This is a genomic window from Stenotrophomonas veracruzanensis (genome assembly GCF_032911525.1).
In the GTDB taxonomy this organism is placed as follows: domain Bacteria; phylum Pseudomonadota; class Gammaproteobacteria; order Xanthomonadales; family Xanthomonadaceae; genus Stenotrophomonas; species Stenotrophomonas africana.
This window is the reverse complement of sequence record NZ_JAWJTI010000002.1, coordinates 24,408-46,421: the sequence shown is the minus strand read 5'-3', so window position 1 is coordinate 46,421 and position 22,014 is coordinate 24,408. Positions and strand designations below refer to the sequence as shown.

10 protein-coding genes are annotated in these 22,014 nt (G+C 64.5%); all 10 read right to left on the bottom strand.

Annotation, left to right across the window (positions count from 1 at the left end):
• Positions 1 to 2: 2 nt before the first annotated feature.
• The 10 genes from R1H25_RS01955 to R1H25_RS01910 all read right to left on the bottom strand — a co-directional run bounded on the left by R1H25_RS01955 (position 3) and on the right by R1H25_RS01910 (position 21,903).
• Positions 3 to 782 (bottom strand): flagellar hook-basal body complex protein, encoded by a 780-nt coding sequence (locus tag R1H25_RS01955; protein WP_317222490.1) that lies wholly within the window; start codon positions 780 to 782, stop codon positions 3 to 5.
• A 16-nt stretch (positions 783 to 798) separates the two neighbouring features.
• Positions 799 to 1,479, bottom strand: coding sequence for a flagellar hook basal-body protein (locus tag R1H25_RS01950; RefSeq protein ID WP_317222489.1), 681 nt, complete (start codon positions 1,477 to 1,479; stop codon positions 799 to 801).
• Positions 1,480 to 1,486: 7 nt separating this feature from the next.
• Entirely contained in the window at positions 1,487 to 3,547 is a 2,061-nt protein-coding gene (gene flhA / locus R1H25_RS01945; protein ID WP_317222488.1) for a flagellar biosynthesis protein FlhA, read from the bottom strand.
• The gene (locus R1H25_RS01940) at positions 3,544 to 4,611 is read right to left on the bottom strand and encodes an EscU/YscU/HrcU family type III secretion system export apparatus switch protein (RefSeq protein WP_317222486.1); all 1,068 of its coding nucleotides are present in this window, start codon (positions 4,609 to 4,611) and stop codon (positions 3,544 to 3,546) included. Before R1H25_RS01940 ends, flhA begins: the two co-directional genes overlap by 4 nt.
• Positions 4,608 to 5,372 carry a flagellar biosynthetic protein FliR gene (locus tag R1H25_RS01935; protein WP_317222485.1) on the bottom strand — a complete coding sequence of 255 codons (765 nt, stop codon included), beginning with the start codon at positions 5,370 to 5,372 and terminating at the stop codon, positions 4,608 to 4,610. The genes R1H25_RS01940 and R1H25_RS01935 overlap by 4 nt, the downstream gene beginning before the upstream one ends.
• Before the next feature lie 3 nt (positions 5,373 to 5,375).
• A complete protein-coding gene (locus R1H25_RS01930) occupies positions 5,376 to 5,639 on the bottom strand; it encodes a flagellar biosynthetic protein FliQ (protein WP_057499772.1) in 264 nt (87 codons plus the stop codon).
• Positions 5,640 to 5,657: 18 nt separating this feature from the next.
• Positions 5,658 to 6,797, bottom strand: coding sequence for a tetratricopeptide repeat protein (locus R1H25_RS01925; protein WP_317222483.1), 1,140 nt, complete (start codon positions 6,795 to 6,797; stop codon positions 5,658 to 5,660).
• A gap of 182 nt (positions 6,798 to 6,979) precedes the next feature.
• Positions 6,980 to 7,345: a hypothetical protein gene (locus R1H25_RS01920; RefSeq protein WP_317222482.1), complete on the bottom strand. Its 366-nt coding sequence runs from the start codon at positions 7,343 to 7,345 to the stop codon at positions 6,980 to 6,982.
• Positions 7,346 to 7,365: 20 nt separating this feature from the next.
• A complete protein-coding gene (locus tag R1H25_RS01915) occupies positions 7,366 to 7,923 on the bottom strand; it encodes a hypothetical protein (protein ID WP_317222481.1) in 558 nt (185 codons plus the stop codon).
• Positions 7,924 to 8,493: 570 nt separating this feature from the next.
• Positions 8,494 to 21,903: a hypothetical protein gene (locus R1H25_RS01910; RefSeq protein ID WP_345784957.1), complete on the bottom strand. Its 13,410-nt coding sequence runs from the start codon at positions 21,901 to 21,903 to the stop codon at positions 8,494 to 8,496.
• Positions 21,904 to 22,014 lie beyond the last annotated feature (111 nt).

The following is a 22,014-nucleotide window of genomic DNA, read 5'->3' as shown; positions in this document are numbered from 1 at the left end:
GATCAGCGACGCAGGTTGTTGATGGTTTCCAGGACCTGATCTGCGGCCTGCAGCACACGCGCATTGAGCTGATAGGCGCGTTGTGCCATCACCAGGCTGGACATCTCTTCGATCATCTGGACGTTGGCCATTTCCACATAGCCCTGCTGCAGCTTGCCGCTGCCGGCCTCACCGGGTACCGCGTAGCCGGGCGAGCCGGCGGCAACGGTGGCGGTAAAGCGGTTGTCGCCCACCGACTGCAGGGCATCGGTGGCACCGAACACTGCCAGCTCGATCTCGCCCAGCACGGTGCGCTGGGTCTCGCCCGGCATCAGCACCGAGACCTCGCCAGCGCTGGATACCTCCAGCTTGGTCGCATCGAGCGGGATCTGCGGGGCGTTTGCCAGGCGGGCGCCCTGCAGGGTGCGCAGGCTGCCTTCGGCGTCAAGCCTGAACTGGCCGTCGCGGGTGTAGGCAACGCTGCCGTCGTCAAGCTCCAGCTCGAACAGCCCGGAGCCGTTGATCGCCAGATCCAGCGGATTACCGGTCGCGCGGATATCACCGGTCTCGAACTCGGCGAGAGTGGCGCTGATCCGGGTGCCACCCGGCATCGCCTGCGCGGGTGCTGCCGGCAACGTGGCATCGAGGGCCGGTGGCATCGCGGCACCGGCCACGTCGGCGAAGTTGACCCGGCTGCGCTTGAAGCCCGGAGTCTGCATGTTGGCGACGTTGTTGGAGATCACGTCGATCTGTTTCTGCTCGCTGCGCAAGCCGCTGGCGGCGATGTAGAGGGCATCGATCATCTGGGTCGCTCCGTACTCAGTTGTTGCCAAGGTTGTTGATGCCCCGATCCAGCATCTGGTCGTAGGTGCTGATGGCGCGGCGAACCGAATCGATGTGGCGGGTGGTTTCCATCAAGCGCAGCATTTCGTCGGCCGCCTCGACATTGGCGCGCTCAAGAGCCCCCTGCACCACCTTGCCTTCCCACGGATGCAGTTCGCCGCTGTAGTCATAGGTTCCTGCGCCCAGCGGCGACACCGCGGCCGGATCGGCTGTTGCCACCAGGCGCAACTGGTCCACTTCCTGCTCTTCCACCCACAGGCGCCCGTCACCGTCCACGCGAACGCTGGCGGCCTGGCCCCCCGGAATCACGATCGGTCCCGCGCTGCCGACCACAGCTTCCCCGTTCGTTGTCATCAGCTGCCCGGCCTCGCCGATGCGCAGGGCGCCCGAGCGCGCCAGCATGGCCCGCCCCTCGCGCTCCACTACGAAAAAGCCCTCGCCGCGCAAGGCAAGGTCAAGCGCCCGGCCGGTCTGTGCAAGCCCACCATCACGCTGGTCGGCCACGGTGCGCAGCCCGGCCTGGGCGGCGAAATCCGGAGCGGTGCGCAAGGCGCGGTAGCCGGGTGTATGCGCGTTGGCCACGTTCTGGCTGATGGTGGCCAGGGTCCTGACTTCGGCAGCAAGGCTGCGGCTGATCGCTTCGAGGGTGTCGGTCATGCAGGCCTCAGTGGGACTGGATCGCGGCGAAGGAGCGGACCGGCAGCGTGGCCGGCACTTCGTTCAGGCCTAGCACCGCCAGATACGGCATCGAACGCGCCAGCAACGCCCGCAGCGAGCGTCGCGCCGGCGAGGGACACAGCAGCACCGGCACTAGGCTGCGGCCCATCATCGATTCGGCCTGACTGGCCAGGTTCTTCATGAAGCCATCAAGCTGTGCCATGTCACCGAACAGCGAGCCGGCGCGACCGTCAACGGGGCGCAGGTTGGCCAGCAGGGTGCGCTCGAGTTCCGGCGACAGGGTCATCACATGCAGGTCGCCCTGCGCATCGCGCAGGCTCTGGCAGATCGCCGCGCCCAACCGTTCACGCACCCGCTCGGCCAGTTCATCGGGTTGCTTTGTGGTGCGGCCGGCATCAACCAGCACTTCCAGGATCGCCTCCAGATGGCGGATGCTGACCTGCTCGCGCAGCAGGTGCTGCAATACCTTCTGGATCTCCGAATAGGTCAGGACGCCGGGCACCAGTTCCTCGACCAGCGAGCCCTGCTGCTCGCGCAAGCGGTTGACCATTCGTTCGGCCTCGGCGCGGGTCAGCAGATCTGCGCAATGGCGCTTGATCAGCTCACTCAGATGGGTGATCACTACAGTATCGGCATCCACCAGGGTGTAGCCGGCGCTGCGCGCGTGCTGGCGCTGCTCCTTGCTGATCCACTGCGCGGGCAGCCCATACGCCGGATCCCGGGTCTCCGGTCCCTCCAGGCGCGCACGGCTGCCGCCCGGGTTGATGGCCAGCACGCGGTCGATCGTCAGCTCACCCTGCCCCGCCCGCGTGCCCTGGAAGTGGATCTCATAGGCGTTGCCGCGCAGCTCCGATCGCCGGCTGGTGTGTACGCGCGGCACCAGGAAGCCCATGTCCTGCGCAAACTGCCGGCGCACATGCGCGATGCGATCGGCCAGGTCGCCATCGGCGCCAAGGAAGGCATCGGCGAGCTCGGCGCCCAACTGGATCTCGATCGGCTCGATGCGCATCCAGTCACTGGCACCTTCCCCAGCCTTGGCATCTGCCTTGGCTACGGCGATGCCCTGCGCCAGCTCGGCCACATCACCAGCACGGGCACGCATCGCCGCCCAGCCCAGGCCGCCGAGTACCAGCAGGACCGCGATTACCGGTAGTTTCGGGAAACCCGGCAACAACAGCACCAGCAGAAGCACCATGGCCACGATCGCCAACGCCTTTGGGTTGGCCATCACCTGCTTGGGAATCTCCGTGCCCAGCTGCGCGTCGGCGGCAGCGCGGGTGATGATGATGCCGGTGGCCACCGCGATGACCAGCGACGGGATCTGGGTGACGATGCCATCGCCGATGGTCATCAGCGTGAAGTGCTGCACCGCCTCGCCCCAGGGCAATCCCAGCTGGGCGATGCCAATGGCCAGACCACCAATGATGTTGGTCAGGATGATGATGATGCCCGCGATCGCGTCACCCTTGACGAACTTGGTGGCGCCGTCCATCGCACCATAGAAGTTGGCCTCCTTCTCGATCTGAGCACGGCGCAGACGCGCCTCGTGCTCATCGATCAGCCCCATGTTCATGTCGGCATCAATGCTCATCTGCTTGCCGGGCATCGAATCCAGAGTGAAGCGTGCGGCAACCTCCGCCACGCGCTGTGCGCCTGAAGTGACCACCACGTACTGCACGACCACCAGGATCAGGAACACCACGATGCCGACGATGTAATTGCCGCCAATCACGAACTCGCCGATCGCGTTGATCACCCGGCCCGCATCGCCACCTTCCAGGATCAGGCGCGTGGCCGAGACGTTCAGCGACAACCGGAACAGCGTGGACAACAGCAGGATGGTCGGGAACGTGGAAAATTTCAGCGGCGTGTCGGTGAAGAACGTCACCAGCAGGATCAGCATGGCCATGCTGATGTTCACCACCAGCAGGAAGTCCAGCAGCACCGGCGGAATCGGCACGAACAGCACCACCAGCACACCGATCACCAGCGCCACCAGCGCCAGGTCACGGCGGCCGCCCCACATCTGGCTGAGCAGCAGCTTCATGCGGATGCTCCCTTTCGCTTCCACAGCGTCCGGTACACCGGCGCCAGCTCGCCGTACAGTGCCTCGGGCACGGTGTGGTCGATGTCGCACTCCTTGTAGAGTGCGCGTGCCAACACGGGCAGGCGCATCACCGGGACCTGATGGCGGCCGGCCAGGCGGCGGATGATGGCCGCCAGCGAACCAGCGCCCTTGGCAATGACCACCGGCCCCAGCATCTTGCCCGGGCGATAGCGGAGTGCCACCGCCACATGGGTCGGGTTGGTCAGTACCACGTCGGCCTCGTGCACGCGCGCCAGTGCACGGGTCTTGCGCAGCAGCTCGCGCGATTGCTGGCGGCGCTTGGACTTGATGGCGGGATCGCCGTCGCGGCGGCGCACTTCGTCGCGCACCTCGCGCCGGCTCATGCGCATCTTGCGCATGTACTCGCGGCGGGTGAACAGCAGGTCGGCAACCGCCACCAGGCCCAACACCAGCAGCACGTACAGCGATGTCTGCACGAACATGTCGCGGAACAGTGCGCCCACGCGCTGCGGCAGCACCTGGATCACGGCTTCCGCCAGGCCCCGCGCCTTCCAGGCGAATACCGCGCATACGGCGCCCAGCAACAGGAACTTGGCGGTCATCTTGCCGAGCTCCCACAGGGTCCGCATCGAAAAGATGCGGCGCAGCGCATTGGCTGGGTTCATCCGCTTGAAGTCGGGCTTCAACGGCTGGGTGGTGAACATCGGGCCGGTCTGCAGCAGGTTGCCAAGCACGCCGGTGACCAGCAGCGCCAGCACCAGCGGCAGCACGGCCTGCCCGACCGGGCCATAGGCACGCACGGTCCAATGCGCAAACGCCGCATTGAGCTCCGGCGCGTTGCCCGCCAATGCTAGCAGACGACGGGTCGCGTCGGCCAATGCCATCGCGATGCCTCCCACGGTCATGGCCAGCGCTGCGGCGAATACCACCAGCACCAGGCTGCCCGACACGTCCGCGCTCTTGGCGACCTCACCGCGCTGTCGCGCCTGCTCAAGGTGGTGCGGGGTCGGCTGCTCGGTCTTGTCCTGATCGGGCTGGCTCATGCGCCCCCCAGCAACGACGGGATGCGCTGGAAGGCATCGCGATACAGGCGCTCGAACAACGCCGGCACGAACGGCAGCGTTGCCATCAGCATCAGCAGCGCCACGATCATCTTCACCGGCAGCACCAGAAAGTACACGTTGGCCTGCGGCATCGAGCGCGTGGCATATGCAGCACCGATGTCCACGGCAAGCAATGCCAGCACCACCGGCGCCACCATCACCAGGCCCACCAGGAAGCTGCTGCCCAGCATGCCGAACAGCCCGTCGGCATGCAGGCGACCGCCCTGCCCGAGCGGAAGTACCTGCGCAGTGGATACCAGCATGCGGTACAGGTCCAGGTGCAGATCCAGAGTGAAGAACAGCACCGTACCGACCAGCATCAGCAACGTGCCCAGCAGTGACTGGGTCTCGCCCTGTGCGGCCGGATTGAACAGCACCGCTGCGCTGGCACCGGCCTGGATGTCGATCAACCAGCCACCCATGTGCAACGCGGCCTGCGGCAACATCACCGCCAGGCCGAACGCCAGGCCCAGCATCAGCTCACCCACCGCCGCCACCACCCAGCCGAACGCTCCGCCCTGCGGCAGGGTCGCCTGCAGCGGCTGCGCCTGCACGGTCAGCCACGCCAGCACCATCGCCAGCACGATGCGCACCATCGGCGGCGCCCAGCGCAGCGGCGTCAACGATGTCATCGCTGTGGCAGGCAGGTAGCGGATCATTGCCAGCAGAAAGCTGCCGGCAAACTGGTGCAGGGCATCCATGGGCTACATTCCCGCCGCCGCTTCGAACATGCGCTTGGCAAGTTCGACCGCGATCGACAGCATCCAGCCGCCCATGGCCACGCAGACCACGCCGACCACGATGATCTTGGGAACGAAGGTGAGGGTCATTTCCTGCACCTGGGTGACCACCTGCACGATCGAGATCAACAAGCCGATGACCAGCGTGGACAGCAGCACCGGCGCCGACATTTTCAGTGCGGCGATAAGGGTGTCGATCAGCAGGCGCATGGCGAAATCAGAATCCATCTGAATGCTTCGCCCTGGTCAGTGGGGAACGAGTGTGCGGTGCAGGCGCCGGGAGAACTCGGCGACGGGCAGCGTTGTCACGCCAGAGCCTTCGAGCAGCTCAGACAGCAATGCCTGCGCGCCCTGGGCATCGCCCTGCGCCTCCAGCAACAGGCTGCGCGCGTAGCGCGCGGTGATCGAGCCAGGTGCAAGCCGCAATGCCTTCTGGATCGACTGCTCCGCCTCGTCATGCTCGCCCGCAAGCACCGCGACCAGTGCCAGCCCACCGTGGGTATCGCCAAAATTGCGGTCGATCGCATAGGCCTGCTGGTAGCTGCCCCGCGCGGCCTCACGCTGGCCCTGCAGCAACTGGGTCCAGGCCAATGCGTGCCACGTACCGATATGCCCCGGCATGGCCTGCACAGCATGCTCCAGGATGCTACGGGCACGCGGCAGGTCGTTGGCCATCATCGCGCACTGGCCTTGACCGGACAGGGCACGCCCGGAGTTGGGGTGGCGCTGCAGTGCGCGCTCATACATCCGCTCGGCAGCAGCCGCGTCGCGGCGCCACAGCGCAAGCGTGGCCGCCACCAGCAGCGACTCATGCTGGTCCGGATCGCGGCGAAGGCCTGCATCGGCAGCCACTGCGGCCGGCTCCAGATGGTTGCCATCGAACAGTGCCAGTGCCCGCACCCCCAACGCCTGCGCGTCCTCGGGGTCAAGGATCAAGGCGCCGTCAGCGTGGGCCAATGCCTGGTCATGGTCGGCCTGCATCAGGGCGATCCGGGCCGCAAGAATCAGCAACGATGCCGACGCGCCATGCGTGGTGATCGCCTGCGACACGGTCGCCTGGGCGCGCTCTGGTTGGCGCAGGCACAGCTGGCAGAAGGCGAGATCGTGGGCGATACCCGGCGCATCCGCCCCGGCTTCGATCAGGCCCTGCAACTGCTGCGCAGCCTGTGCGTAACGGCCACTGGCCAGTGCGCAGCGTGCCTGCCGGAATGCTACCGCCGGGTGCCCGAGCGTGCTGGCGGGCAGCTCTGAAAGCACGCCATCAGCTTCGCCGACCGCGCCTTGGGCCAGCAGCAGATCCAGCAGTTCACACGCAAGTTCCGAGTTACCTGAATCCGCTGCGAGATACCCTCGCAGGCGCGCCACACGCACACCGTCGCCTTCCATGAGTGGCACGATTCCTGACGTGTCTGATTGCATCTCCAGCGCACGAACGTACGCCAGCCCCTTTGCTCGACATTCCCTTCTGCACCCCGGTCGTTTCCCCCGAGCCGTGAGCGCTGGGTGAAACTACAGCTGTGCAATCGCGGGTGTCAATAGGGCGTCAAGGGATTGTTGAAATCCTGAGATCAGGTCACAGAACGGATGAGCGTCTGGAACGCTTCGCGGTGTTCCTCGTTGGCCTCAAGGCTGTCCACCAGGGTGTCCAGCATCGGCTGCCATTGGCTGTACTCACGCAGCTCCGTACCCAGTTCAGCGAGCAGGACAGCACGTATCACCCGGCGGCGTGCGGCGCGCATCGCCACCGGGTCCTGGGTATCCACGCCGCGCACCAGGCCGGCCACTTCGGCACGCAGCGAGCGGGGCGACGACGGCGGGGGCGCCGAAGCGGGCGCGCCGGAGTTCCCCGCACGCGCCCGCTCGCCGCGCCGGCTGAGCTCGGCGCGCATCATGGCGATCAACGGCGTTGGTAGGGAGGTCCGATCAATCGGCATGCAGTACCTGCGGCCAACAGCTAGTTGGTGCGACCATACCCGGTCAGGAAGATCGGTGCAGGCGTATCGATGCGCGCTGTCACCTCGGTCAACGACGCAGGCACCGAACCCGCCAGCTGGTCACGCAGACGGCGCATGTCGATGGCCAGCGCCGGCAGTGCCTGCGGCTGGGCCAGGCCCTCATCCAGTTCACGCAGGGCGTCGTCCATGCGCTGGTCAGCCGCGGCATCGAGGGCCCGGGCATACGCCCCCAGCGCGTCGACCTGGGCCAGCACCGGCGCCAGCATCTGTCGCGCCTCTTCGGCCCTGCCCTGCCCCATCAGCAACTGCGCGTACTGGAAGCGTGCGATTGCCAGGTCAGGGGCGGCCACGACCACCTTGCGGAAACCCACCTCGGCCCGGTCCACCAGGCCCAGCTGGGCGTGCTGGGCTGCCAGCAGGTAGGTCGCGTGGACGTGCTCCGGTTCGCGTTCGAGCGCGGTTTTGAGCAGCACCAGCGCGTCGGCCTGGCGGTTGCCCGCGATCGCATCGATCGACAAGCGGAGTAGCTCTTCCATGCCCAGCTTTTGGTAATCCATCCAATGTCTCCTGGCAAGCTCTGTCCGCGCTACCGCGGGGCACCTGAAACCGCGTCAAGAATGTCCTATTCAGACACACTCATCAACAATGATCTCCCGCATTGCTGACAGGCAACATGACTTTTGCGTCGCCTGCGCAATCGCAGCAAGGCCCTCAGGGCAAAACTCCACCCAGGCGACCGTTGCTCACTGCTTCCGCGGAAGCCTGCCAACAAGGGAAGCGCTGATGAAACACGCGCTAAGTACTCAAATGTGTCCGAACTCCGATACCACCTACATCCTCGCCGGATAGATAGAGCGCCCCTGTCACGCCATCCGGGAGCTCCTCCACTCGCGTCCTGCCTACGTCTATTGCATCCACTCGAATACAAACGGTGCGGACATTGACCGGCGCGGCGCGCGGGCGCTCCAGTTGAGCGTCCTCCAGTGTTCTTGGCACGTCATACATTGAAACAAAGAGGTCACCGACGCGTATCGGACGTCCAGTGACGACGAACCCAACGTACACCTGCCTCCCAGTGCGATCCTTGGTAATCGCCTCAACGAAGAACTCTACGTTCGAACTCATGTCTAGTTTCCACTCCTTGTGATACGAACGAATTCTGCAATCTGTTCTGGTGTCATCTTCGGTGCCGCGTTGATAAGGTCACTTCTGTCGGTTCGCAACGTGATGGAGTGCGGGAGATCGGGCATACCAACCTTCTTGAGAGCGGCTCTTGCCTGATCGATCGGAATACTACGTGATGCGCTTCCGGCGAATCCATGTGCATCGATCGCCATCGCCACCTCGCGTTCCTGGGCAGCCATCCAGTTCCCCCTGGAATAGGTGCCAAGTTCAGCACGGCTACCCAGGTGCAGGACACTTTGACCACCCTGCCCCCGGGCCTCGAGGCCAAAGATCGTTGCAATGTAAGGATCTGTAGACGCAGATGTTGCGCTTGCTTGAGCCCCTGGCGAGCCGGACCATCCATTGCTCGTCCCGCGGAAGAGCAGGACGTCCCCATTCATTTCAACACTACGTGTGATCTCGCTTCTAGAGAGACCGGCGTAGCGCAGAGCCCTCAGCTCGGCGAACGACAGCCTCGAGGTCCCTTGGGAACCCACCTCGGCGACGAGCTCCGGCACAGGAAGTGGATCTTCGACAGATGAGAGCGTCCTTGCCTGGCCTGCCGGGCCGAGCGGCATGTACATGGCCTCCCGTAGCGATTGTGCCGCCCGGATATCTCGCGCGGCAACGCCCCCTCCCAGAAGGCTCAGACCAACAACGAAACCACCTCGTACATAATTTCCATCTGCGATCTCCTGCGCGCCTTGGCCCACGCCCCATGCCGACATTCCGGCCCCGATCACTGGACTCACGGCTGCTACTCCACCCATGACACCGATGCTCGCCACAGTCGCAGCCGCGCCCAGGAACGCCATATCCCCGCGCATCGCATTGATCTCATTTGTGCTCGGAATGTACCGTGCCGCGCGATAGGCAGCACGTACCTCCTGCACTGCCGTTTGCCCGCTGTAGAAGTCATTCTGTGTCTGCGCCCACATGTTGTAGGAGGACCTTGTGTAGTCGGTCATTGCACTTCGATAGCCATTCAGATAATCCTGACCACTGCCTTGAAGCGCAGGCATGCCATGCTCTATCGACCAGCTCCAAAGCCCCATATAGTCGCGATTGACTGCGTCATCGGGGAGTACGCGGATGGTAGGCAGCGTCTTCACGGAAGGATCCGGGGAGTACACTTCCGTGTATTCCCTCGTCTTCGCAGCGGATATTCCCATTGAGCCGGGCGTAGCAGGACCGTCGATTACCTCACTACGTGCGGCACTTTCCTCCATCAGCGGGCCCGCGTTAGGAGCGTGCGATGGTGAGGAATTCTGAGACGAAGATCCTCGCGCTGGGTCCAAGTCGCCCATGTTGAACTCGAGCCTGACCTTCAGATTGTTCGCCAGAGCATTCCCAAACGCGTCGGCCGCTATCGCTCCGTAGTTGATGTCATCGGCCAGTCCAAAGGTCCGGCGTGCGTGCAGGCTCACCACACCACCCACCATGCCTCCGATGGTGTCATTGACGATGCCATTGCCGATATAGGGCGAGACCGAGGTGCCAAGCTTCTGGTTGATCTTTCCGCCCACCACCGAACTCACCGCATTCGCTGCGATGGCTCGCCAGCTGAAGTGCGTGTCAGCGACGCCGGCGATCTTGCCTGCTGCGTAGCCGGCAGTTGCATTGGCTGCGCCAATCGCAGCAACCCGGCCATAGCTTCCGGCCTGGATCAGCTCACTCACCTGGGCGCCACCACCAATGGCACCCATGATACCGGCGCCGGCCGCAGCGCCCAATCCGCTGCCGACCACACTTCTCAGGCTGAAGCTGTCGACCACGCCCATCGCCTTGCCGACCGCCTGGCCGGCAATACTGCCCGCCATTCCTCCAACGAAGGCCGCGCCGGCTACCGCAGCGGTCGCTGCAAAGCCGCTTGCCGCGGCCATGGCCGTTCCGGTCAATACCGCGGTGCCTGCGGCGAAAGCGCCGGTACCAGCAACCGCGCCGAATGCCAGGGCAGCGGCACCCGCGGTGAACACGGTTGCGACGACGGCCACGATGACCATCAGCACCATGGCGATGCCGTTGCAATGCTCCTTCGGCGGCGGTTCGATGTAAGGCAGCGACGGGGATGTATTGCCGATCGCTTCCTGCGGATTGAACGGCTTGAACGTGCTCGCGTCGTTGGCGGTGACCTTCACCTCCGGCACCACCAGGGTGGTACCGGCGGTCAGGCCACTGTCATCGGCGATGGCGTTGGCCTCTGCCAACACGTACCAGAGATTGGCATTGCCGTAGACGCGCTGCGCGATACCCCGCAGGGTCTCGCCCGCCTGCATCGTGGTCCGTGAACTGCCGGCGGCGTTGTTGCTCTGGTAAGCCGTCAGCCGGCCAACCACGTCGACCTCGCCGTTACGTTTGCCCGACGCCACAAGTTGACCACCGACATAGGCGTACAGCTGGGTCTGGGTCTTCTGGGCGGCGCTCTGGGTGAACACACCGCCGGCCAACGACCCCTCGCGGCGACGCAGGATGCTGCCAGTACCGTCATAGCTGAAATAGCGGATACGGTCGTCCAGCTTGCCCAGGTCGCTGCTCAGCGGCGTCTGTTCGCGCACTGCGACACGACGCCCCCAGGCATCGTAGCTGCTGTAGCTGGTAGAGGCGCGGAAGTTCTGGTTGCTGCTCTGTCCGTAGATGCGCGACTCCAGGTAGCTGTCACGCGCCTCGTAGGAATAGGTGTAACGGTGGGTATAGCCCTTGGGATCGCCTGGCAGCGCACCGCTGCTCTCTTCATGCAGGGAGTACTGGTAGGTATAGCCACGCAGGCGCCCCGCGGCGTCATAGCCATAGGCGGAATAATCGATCCATGCCAGGTTCTGCAGTATGCCCAGCTGGGTTACCTGTGCGGCGCCACCATCGTTCTGGGCAGTGGCGGTCCAGCCCAGCTCCCGTCCCTGGATGCTCTGCCGCAGAATGCGGCCATCGGCATCGTAGCTGAAGGTCTCGGCATGCTTGAGCCAACCGCCAATGTCGATGCCGTTGCGGGCGCTGCCAGCCTCGAAGTAGGTGCGCTGCTCGATCACCCGGCCCATGGCGTCATAGCTGTAGCTGTCCTTCAGCGATACCGGCGCGGTACTGTCCAGGCCAACGGCCTGGAACACCTTCAGGCGCTGGCCGCGGTCATCGTACTGGGTGGTTTCGGAAACCTCGGTAAGCCCGGACAGGTAACGGCGGCGTACGGCGCGGCCAGCCTCGTCGTAGTCCAGCGCATAGCTGACGTCGGCGTTGCCCAGCACGATCTGGTTGTTGACCAGGCGGCCATTGGCCACCTTGACCCGATTCTGCGCGTCGTAGTCGTACCAGTAGACCTTGAAGGGCTCGGCCATGTTGTACGGATCGCTGGGATCGGGATCGACATAGTTCCCGGTCGGATCCAGCTCGCCATCGCGCTCGTAATTCCAGCTGAAGTCGTCCACCCAAAGCGGATCCGATCCTCCATTGCGCCCGGCGACAGCACCAATGGTCATGCTCACCGCACCCGGCGGCACCTTCGTACTGAGCACCGACTCATGCCATTCCCCCCCTGACCCGCTGTCAACGCGATTTCCCTCGACATCGGCGATGATGCTGCCATTGGCATCAAAGAAGCGCAGGAACACCGCGCCCCACGCCTCCCCCGCACTGGACGCACCCTGCTGCACATTGACGCGAGCGCTGACCTGGCTGCCTGGGCGCACATCCAGGCGGCTGTAGCTGACCATGCGCCCTTCGCCGGTCAAGTCAAACTGTGCCGATCCGCCGTACTCGCTGCTCCATGACCAGCCTGTTGGCGACCAGCGATCTCCGAAGTTCCAGGAATACCCGCGATCCAGCGTACCGTCGTCGGGCATCGAGCCCCAGCTGAAGTTGTCGACGAAAAGCTCGTCATTGTCGCCGTCGCGGAAAGCACGGGCACCGATTGACATGAACACCGCGTTCCACGGAACACGGGCGGTCACGCGTGATTCGTAGATGGCCCCACCGGAGGCCGAATCGACCATGTTGCCCTCGGAGGTCGAGATCAGCGCACCGGAGGCGTCATACCACTCGATGATGACTGCCGCACCTGCCTTGCCCGCGCTCGATGCACCCTGGTCGACGCGGACTGCAGCAGTGATTGTCTCGTTCGGCAGCACCTGCACGCGCTGGATGTTCATCAGCTTCGACGTGCCGTCCATGTGGAACTGGGCGCGCTGCGTGCTGCCATTCTCTCCGCCTGGCACGATGGTCCAGCCATCCCCCCGCTTCCAGCCGAAGTCACCATCTTCGAAATCGGGATTGGTGATGCCGTTGATATCGATGCCCGGCGAGTCCGCGTCGTACGCAGAGCGAGCCAGCACGCGACGGCGGTTGCCCACCGCGTCATAGTCGTAGTTGAGCTCGAGCAGGCGGCGACCCGCACTCACGTCCTGCTGGATGACCTTGGTGATCCGGCCATGTGCGTCGTAGGCGACCTTGGTCAGCACGTGCAACAGCTGACCGTCCGCATCGTAGGTATACGCCTCCTCGGAGGTACGGTTTCCGGCGGCATCGTACTGGTAGCGGAACCAGTTGTTGCCCTCGCGCAGCTCCTTGAGCGCGCCGGACTTGTAGTAGCTGTAGCTGCGCGCGGGGTCGTTCAGCAGGACCGGATCAGGCAGGTCCAGGCCGACCAGCTCCGAATCCAGGCCGTACTGCCGCCAGTCCCGGTCGTACCAGTAATCGGTGGCCGGGGTCGAGTACTGGCGACCCTGCTCGGTCCACTTGCTGTTCTCGCCGAGCAGCTGACCGGTCAGGGCATCGTAGCTGTAGTTGTAGTCGGCGCCACTGAGGTCGTTGTGGTCGATCAATCGACCAAAGTAGTCATATTTCCAGGTGTTCTCGTCCAGATACAGGACGTCGCCCTCGGCATCGGTCACGGTGCGGCGGCCGTCTGCCTGCCGCGCCTCGACGGTCAATCCAAGCGCGGAACTGCGGCCATTGGCTCCGGTTGCTACGATCTGCACCTGCCACGTCCCACGCGCTGCCGGTGTTCCCGACAGGGTTGCGGTGGCAGCGTCGAAGCTGAATCCGGAATCATCCTCGGCCGATCCCAGGGTCACCCACTGGTACTCACGCACGTGCTGGCGTATTTCGTAGTCGAAGGTTTCGACCAGCGCGTAGACCTGCGCCGAATAGGAGATACCCTGCCCCGACGCGGCAGTGAACGTGCCGAGCGGAACCTGGTAGCTGAAGGCCTGGTTCACCCCGACCGAGCGATTGAACAGTCCCGTGTTGGCCTTCGGCGCTCCTGCGTAGTAGCTGTCATACGCCGCCTGGGTGACCGAATATAGGCTGGCGGTGATGCTGGCGGATTTTCCGTTGCTGCTGGTAGCGGTGTAGGTAATGCGATACGGCCCGGTCTGTGCCGGCGTGCCGCTCAGTACGCGGGTCTGCGGGTCGTAGCTGAAGCCCGGGGCATCCCGGTACACATTCAAGGTGGCATCCCAGTACTCCACCCGCACCGACAGGCCGGGAATTTCGCCACCCACGATGCTGAAGGCGCCGGCGCCGAGGGTGTGACTGAAGACCTGGCCCACCACACCATACTGGTTCTCGACCAGGCCACCATTGAAGACCGGCTGGCCATCCGCCGCGAGGCTGGGATCGGACAGCGCATTGGTCTCGCGGATCTTGTTGCCCTGCGCGTCGTAGGCATAGGACATGCCCACTCCGGCCGCAGTGTGGCTGCGTATGACCAGCCCACGACTGTCATAGTCGTAGGTGCTGGCGTAGCCGAGCGCGTCATTGACCCGGACACGGTTGCCATTCTGGTTGAGGGTGTAGCGCTCGCGGGTGGCACGCTGCCGGGTTGCCCCATCGGCTTCGCGAAGGAAGTCACCCTGCGCAACCACGCGCCCACCCCGGTCATACTCCAGGAAGGTCACGTAACCCAGCGGATCCTGGGTGTAGCGCTTCTGGCCGAACGCGTCGTAGGCGATCAACGTGCGGTTGCCGGTGGCGGTCTCGGTGTATATCTGCCGGCCGGCTCCGTCGTAGCCGGTGCGCTGCCAGTTGCCATTGGCGTCGCGCACCCCGGTGTTGCGCCCCATCACGTCGTATTCCCACAGCGTTTCCGGGCGAACCGACCGCGCCGTGCCATTGGCATCCAGAACCCGGACTTCGGGCTTGATCTCGCGCACCAGCTGATTGCGCTGGTTGTACTCGTAGGTGGTGGTGCCGCCTCGCGGATCGGTCATCGACAGGACATTGCCCCAGCGGTCATAGGTCCGGATGATCCTGGCCTGATCAAACGGATCGTCGTTACTGGTTGGCAGGTGCTGCTCCAGAACGTTGCCCCGGGTGTCCAGCTCCATCCGGGTTTCGACATTGATCAAGTTGCCGGTGGAGTCACGAACCGAATGCCATTCGGCAATCACATGCCCGGACAGGTCATAGGCGAAGTTGCGCCAGACACCGCCTTCGGCATTGGTGGAACTCACCCGCCCGTTCTGGTCGTAGACGTAACGCACCGCAAAGCTGTCGGTGGCCAGCGACGCATCGAGCCGGCTGTCCTTTGCGATGATCTCGCCGAATGCGTTGTAGCGGACCTGGGAGGTGCTATCCACTTCGGTGCGCGAGGGCGCGATGCTGCCGGTTTGGTACAGCTCGCGGGACACCACGCTGGTCAGTTGGCGCCCTACCTTGTCGTAGGTGGCCTGGTTGACCACCAGGGACCATCGCCCTGCGTTGCCGTCAAGACGCGACCGCGTGGCAAGCAACCGGTCGGCAGCATCGTAGGTGCGGGCAGTGACGGAACCCAGCGCATCGCGCTCGAGCACGCCACGGCCCTGCCAGTCGTAGACTGTGCTCTGTACCTGGTCCTGCGAAGACGCCGACGGCGCCTGGCCCGGCTCGGCCCCTTCGGCATAGCGCCGCACCTGCACGACGTTCCCGAAAGCGTCGTAGGCCATGCTGCTGTAGGGCGATGCACGCCGGTACAGAGACGTCGCACCCAAGCCAACCCCGGTTGAGGCCAGCTGGATGTCTGCATTGCCATTGACCACGTCGCGCTCGCTTTCGCGAATCGCCGTGACCCTGCCGAGGGCATCGTAGAAGGTCTTGCTGGCCTGGCCATCAACGGTGGTCTGGGTCACCCGCCCAGACGCATCATAGGCCGTCTCTGACTCGAAGAAGTTTCCATCATACGGATTGCCGCGGCTCACACGCTCGGAAATCTTGCGGCCGAGGGCGTCGTACTGCCACTCGGTAACACGATCAAAGCCCAGCAACGCCGTGCCACCATCGGGCTGCGCCTCCTCCACTGCGGTTCCGTCCAGCCAATTCGATCTTACCAACGTCGGTTGCAGCGGCTCCAACACCGAACGTGCAGTCTGCCACTCCTGCACCACTTCACCATTGGCGTTGTACTTCCAGGTAGTAAGGTATCCCAAATCATCGATACTGGAGATTCGACGTCCGGCAATGTCGTATTGATACTCGACCTCGCTCCACTTGACGTACTGCGAGCCGGCGGGAGCCCACTCGTGCGCGCTGACCATCCGGCCCTCGCTGACCATGTTGCCAAGCAGGTCGTACTCCGCCTTGGTACCGCCCCCCAGCTCTTCATGCGCCTCGGCATCCCACTCGTTCTTCACAACTCGCGTTTCGTAGGTTCGCAGCAGCCTGCCAGCCACGTCGTACTCTTTGCGCTGGATTCGATCTTGATATGTTGCAGGCACCAACAGTGCGGCAACGTCGGATCCCTTTGCCATCTGGCCCGAAGGCAGTGCGATGGGGTTGGCGTAGCGCTGAAGCAGGGTCTGCTTGCCGAATGCATCGTATCCGTATGCGCTGACGTAGCCCTCCGCATCGACCTCGAACTGAAGCCTGCCCGCCGCGTCGTAGGTGTTGTAGCTGTAGTAGCCCAACACGTCCTTCTGCATCACGGCCTGACCAAGCGCGTTGTAGGTCACTTCGACCGTTGGGCGCTCGCCGGTGGCAACCAGTTGCCCATCGACGTTCATGCGCCCCGCGTCTGGGAAGCGCGTGCGGATCTGCAGTCCGCGGCTGTCGTACTCATACTCGGTCGCCCGCGCCGTCGGCGTACCCGCGTCCTCGATACGGCGGGTCACGTTGCCCAACGCATCGTACTCGGTCAGTGTCGAAATCGAGCGGGCCACCGTGGACAGGGTCCCGTCTGCAGCGGCGATCGAGACGATGACCACCGGGCTGGCTTCCAGTATCCTGCGACCGGCAGCATCGTACTGATAGGTCCAGACCGCCTGGTTCTTGTCGGTATAGGCAAGCAGCTGACCCGCGCCGTCGTACTGGTAACGCTCTACCGCCATCAACGGATCGGTCCTGGAGATGACGCGGCCTGCAGAATCGTAGTCCTGACGGCTGATCCGCACGGAACCAATTCTGGCAACCGTCGCGGCCAGTTCCGCCTCGCCCCAACGACGAGACTCGACCGCCTCACCATAGCGCCGCGTTTCGATGCGCTGCCCCGTAGCGTCATAGAGATACTCGGTCACGGCCCCGTCCGGACTTACGGAAAAGCGCTCACGCCCGGCCTGATCGTAGACGTGATGGTTACTCCGCTCCGCAACCATTTGCGGGCCCTGTGGTTCTCCGGACTCACTGAACAGCGCAGCAATGACAGCCACCTCGCTGCTGTAGGCAGCCGTGTCCGGGGTCGCTTCCAATCCATATGTGTAGGTAACGTTGGATACGATGTTCCCGGAGCCATCGTAGATATTGCGCTGGACCAGGATGGCATTCACCCCATCCCGGTACCACCACCGTGTTGCGTCATGCACTCGGGTAAGCGTGAACGAAATCCTGCCAGCGCCATCGTAGACATAGCTCACGCGACGCATGAGATCCCAGACTGTCCCGCTCAGCTCCGACATATCCGCCGTGATGTCTTCCGCGGTCACCATCCCAACAGCAATCGCCGCATGTGTGATCGTCGGCGGGAAGTCGTTGTACTCGCGACGATCGACCACCCTGCCGGCAAGGTCGTAGTTCGTCTCGACCACGGCGCGGTCACTGTTCAGATGGAAGCGCACGCGTCCTGCGGCGTCATGCACATAGGAGTCGACACGGTCGGCATCGCTGGGCACAAGCTCTGCCAGCACGGCGTCCTGAAGGCCCTGCCCCGCGGCCAGAAGACCGCGCCGGCCCGCATCCAGCGGATAGGCGGTCGCATACCGACGCGTCTGCACGACATTGCCAGCCCGATCAAACAATTGCTGGGTCACCGCACCTGCGGCATCAATGCTGAGCGTCTGCCGTCCATCGCGGTCATACAGCAGATAGGTCTGCAGGTCCTTGCCATCGTCGGCCTGCAGGCGCTGCTGCACCTCGGCGAGGGTGGCCTGCTCCGGCAACCCTGCCAGGTTGATCTGGCCGGCATACTGCCGCACGGATACGCGCTGGCCGGCCGGATCGTAACGCTGCTCGGTCACGCCGCCTTGCGGGTTGACGGTGAAGCGCAGGCGATTGGCGTCGTCGTACACGTAGCGGGTGATTCGGGTTTCGGGGTCCTGGCTGGCCACCAGGTTGTCGTTGGCGTCGTAGCTGAAGCGGGTCAGCAGATTGAGCGCACCCGCCGCCACGACCTGGGCCGTACGACGCCCCAATCCGTCATAGCTGTATGTGGTGCTCCGCGCATCCGCGGTGCCTGCGCCCTCCGTTACCGAAAGCCGTCGACCCAGCGCATCCCAGCTGAAGGTCGTGCGCAACGACAGTCCATCGGGATCCACGATGGACGCAAGCAGGCGCCCCTCGCGATCATATTCCATGACCGTGCTACGCCCACTGGCGTCAGTGATGCTGAGCTGCCGTCCCTGTCCGTCGTAGGTGTAGCGGGTGACCACCGCATCCTGCAGGGCGTACTGCAGTTCCTGACGACGCTCGAGGATCCGGCCCCGTGCGTCGTACTGGAAGGTCACCTCGCGTCCTGTACCGTCCGACTGCCCGGCCAGCTTGCCACGGACGTCATAGCGGTAAGTGGTCTGTGAGACAGTGTAGCCTGCGCCGATGGACTCCTCGACAAGGCGCCCGTCGGCGTCATAGGCAAAGACCTGTGATGAACCATCGCCACGCAGGATCTCCACGGTCTGCCCATGCAGGTTGTACCGCGTGATCACCTGCACGCCCTCCGACGTGATCATCGTCAGCGTCCTGTCGGTGTCATCGTGCAGGAACTGCGTGGTACGTCCGAGCGCATCGGTCTGGCTGAGTGTACGGCCGTAGGCGTCGTAGGTCGTCTGCACGCTCTCCAGCTGACCGCCGACCATCCGGGTGACGGCGACCTGCCGCCCCAGCCGGTCATACTCGTAGGCGGTGGTGTTGCCACGGCCATCGCTGCTTCGGATGATGCGACCGAAGGCATCGAACGCGCTTGAGGTTGCACGCTGCAGCCCATCGGCGTCTTCCAGCAGTTCGGTGCGCTGGCCGAGCCTGTCGTAGCTGCTGCGCGTGACCCGCCACTGGCTGCCGTCAACCTGGTCGCGCTGCTCGACCAGGTCACCAAAGGCGTTGTGCGTGTACAGCGTCCTGTATCCCTCCGCACGGGTCAGTTCTGCAAGAAGCCCCCGGCGGTCATAGCGATACTGCTGCCTGCTGTCGATGGCGGCAACGTACTGCAGCACCCTTACCGCTGCCGAGGCCTGCTCCCAACCGAATGGCACGTCGATCTGGATGCGCCCGGTATAGCGGATCGTCTCCCGGACCTGGCCGAAGGCGTCGTACCGGGCTTCCTCGACTTCACCTTCCGCATTGAGCCGCCCGTTGGCATCCTGCGTGCCATACACGGTGTGGGTGACCCGACCAGCAGCATCATGGAAGTACCAGGTCTGGAATCCCGCCGCATCGGTGCTCTGGATCCGCCGGCCCAGCAGGTCATAGCTGTGCCGTACTCCATACTGCGCGTACAGCGCGTCCAGCTCGGAGGCGCTCATCGACGAGGTGTACAGCGCCGACCCTTCCGCGTTCAGTTCACCGATCAGGTTGCCGAACGCATCGTAGCGACGCACGCTCTGACGCTGCTCATCGGTCCCGGCGGCCGAGGTGGTGCCCAGCAACCGGCCCTGTGCGTCGTAGCTGAAACGCGTCACCCTGCCTTCCGGGGTGACTTCCACCACCAGCCGTCCAGCCGCGTCGTAGCTGCGCTGGGTGGTCCGCGCGGCGCCGGCCTGCGCCAACGTACGCAGGCCATTGAACCCCAGGGCCGGGTCGGCCGCATCAAGGCGCAGGGCGTAGACCTTCACCGCGCGCTGGTTGCGTGCTTCGTCGTAGACATACTCGGTGAGGTAGCCCTCCGCATCGAGCTGGCCAACCAGATTGCCGCGCCCATCGTGGAAGTACCGGGTGACCGCATCAGCCACAGCCGACGCCGGTCGCAACGCGTCCAGATCGCCAGCGCCACGCAGTGCCACCGGAACCACCGTGGCATAGGCGGAGGTTCGAACCAGTCGGCCACCCGCGTCACGCTGGAACTCGGTCAGGTAGCCATTGGCGTCGAGCCTCGCGCGCTCGCGGCCCGCCGCGTCGTAGAAATAGCGCTGCACCCGCGCGGTGTCGGCAGCGCCGGCGGCATCGGTTGCAGTGGTCTGCAGCAGGCGTCCTGCACCGTCGTACAGGTAGGTGACGATGCCGCCTTCGGCATCGGTCTCGCTGAGCTTGTGCCCAAGCGCGTCGTACGTGACGTACGTGCGGCGATCATCACTGCCAGTGGGCGGCCGTACATTGGCCAGTTCACCCGGGACCACGGCACCGCCGGCCAACCAGTTGCCGGTATCCACCCGGGTGGCGTAGGCGATGCTACTGATGGCGCGCCCCAGCGGGTCGCGCACGTACTCCACGACCGCACCGGTCGCATCGACCTGGCCTACCAGCAGTCCTTCGGCGTCGTAGAAGAAGTAGGTCCGTCCGCCGTTTGCGTCCTGGACTGCACGCAGCTGGCCCAGTGCATCGTAGATGTTCTGCGTGCTGCGCACCCCGCCGGTCCCGGCCGCTGCCGATTCGGTCACCACCAGCAGGCGTCCGGCTGCATCACGCACTTCGGTGCGCAGCAGATCGCCGGCATCGCCACCACCGCCCTGCAGCACCGTGCGCACGGTGCTGCCGGAGTCCTGGTAGATCCAGGTACTGGTGCGCAGGATCAGTACATCCGATGCCCCGTCCAGTGCGTGCTGCTGGACGATCTCGCTCAACAGCCGGCCCATGCCATCGTAGGTGTAGCTTGCCACCTCACGCTGGCTGGCAACGCCGCCGTCCCTGCCACCGGCATAGCGGGTCACCGCCTTCTCACGCAGCAGTCCCTGCGCGTCGTGCACGTAGTCGATGATCTCGAGGCCATCGTCCTGCACGCCATTTCCGGCGCCATCGACCTGGGCATACGCGCGGGTCTGGCTCAGGCGACCCCGGAGGTCATAGGCGTATTCAGTGAGACCACTCTGCGCGAGCTGTCCGGCCGCCCAGGTCTCCAGATCCGTGGTGGTGAACGTACCGCTGAAGGTAGCGCCGAGGTAGCGACGCGTGGACGCCAGCTGCCCGATCCCATTGCCTGCACTGGCATAGCGGGACTCGCTTACCTCGCCAACGGGGTTGATGGTGAAGCGCAGGCGATTCTGCGCGTCATACAGATAGTGGGTGGTGGCACCGCCGCTGGGAGCCGCGGCACTGCCTGCGCCATCCGCATCCAGCCCGGCGAACACGGTTTCCGACGCCAGCTGATTGCCTGCCGTGTAGGTTCGGTGGATCGCCGAGGCGGCGGCGGATGCACCGCCCTCGACCCGGTTCCACTGCCAGGTGAGGTTGCCCTGCGCGTCGTACTCGAAGTCGGCCTGGGCCAGTACCTGTCCCGCACGACGGGTCACGCTCTGCACCAGGTTGCCATCGGCGTCGTAGGCGTACTGGCTGACGTCGCGCAGGCCGTCGCTGGCCGGCCCCTGCACTTCGATCAGCTGGCCGGCCGCGTCGTAGCCATAGGTCCAGGTCCGGCCGCTGGCATCGCTGATGTCGGTACGGCGGTTGTTGGTGTCATAGCTGTAGAACAGGGTCTGCCCCACGCCATCGCTGTCGTCGGCGTTGGCATCGCCACTGGTTACCGAGCGGATCCGGCCGGCAGTATCGTAGGTATAGCTGACCAGCAAGCCATCGCTCTGGCGCACCTGGCTGATCTGAAGGCTGGTTGCATCGACATAGCTGTAGGTGGTACGGAACAGGTAGCCATCGTTCGCGGCAGCGCTTCCCGCATCCCAGCTGTCGCGGTCGTTCACCCCGTCGCGCGGCGTAAGGTCCACCAGTACGGACGTGAGGCGGCCAACGCTGTCATACCCGTAGCCGACCTGGCCGAGCAGCACGCCGTTTTCGCGGGTCGATATGCCCGAGAGCCGTCCCGCGGCGTCATAACTGAACACCATTCCATCCGGCGTTGCGCCAGCCGCGATGTCCTTGCTGCGGATCTGCGTGATACGCCCTGCACCATCGTAGAGAACGTCCCAGGTGGTTGGATTGGCTGCGTCGCCACGCAG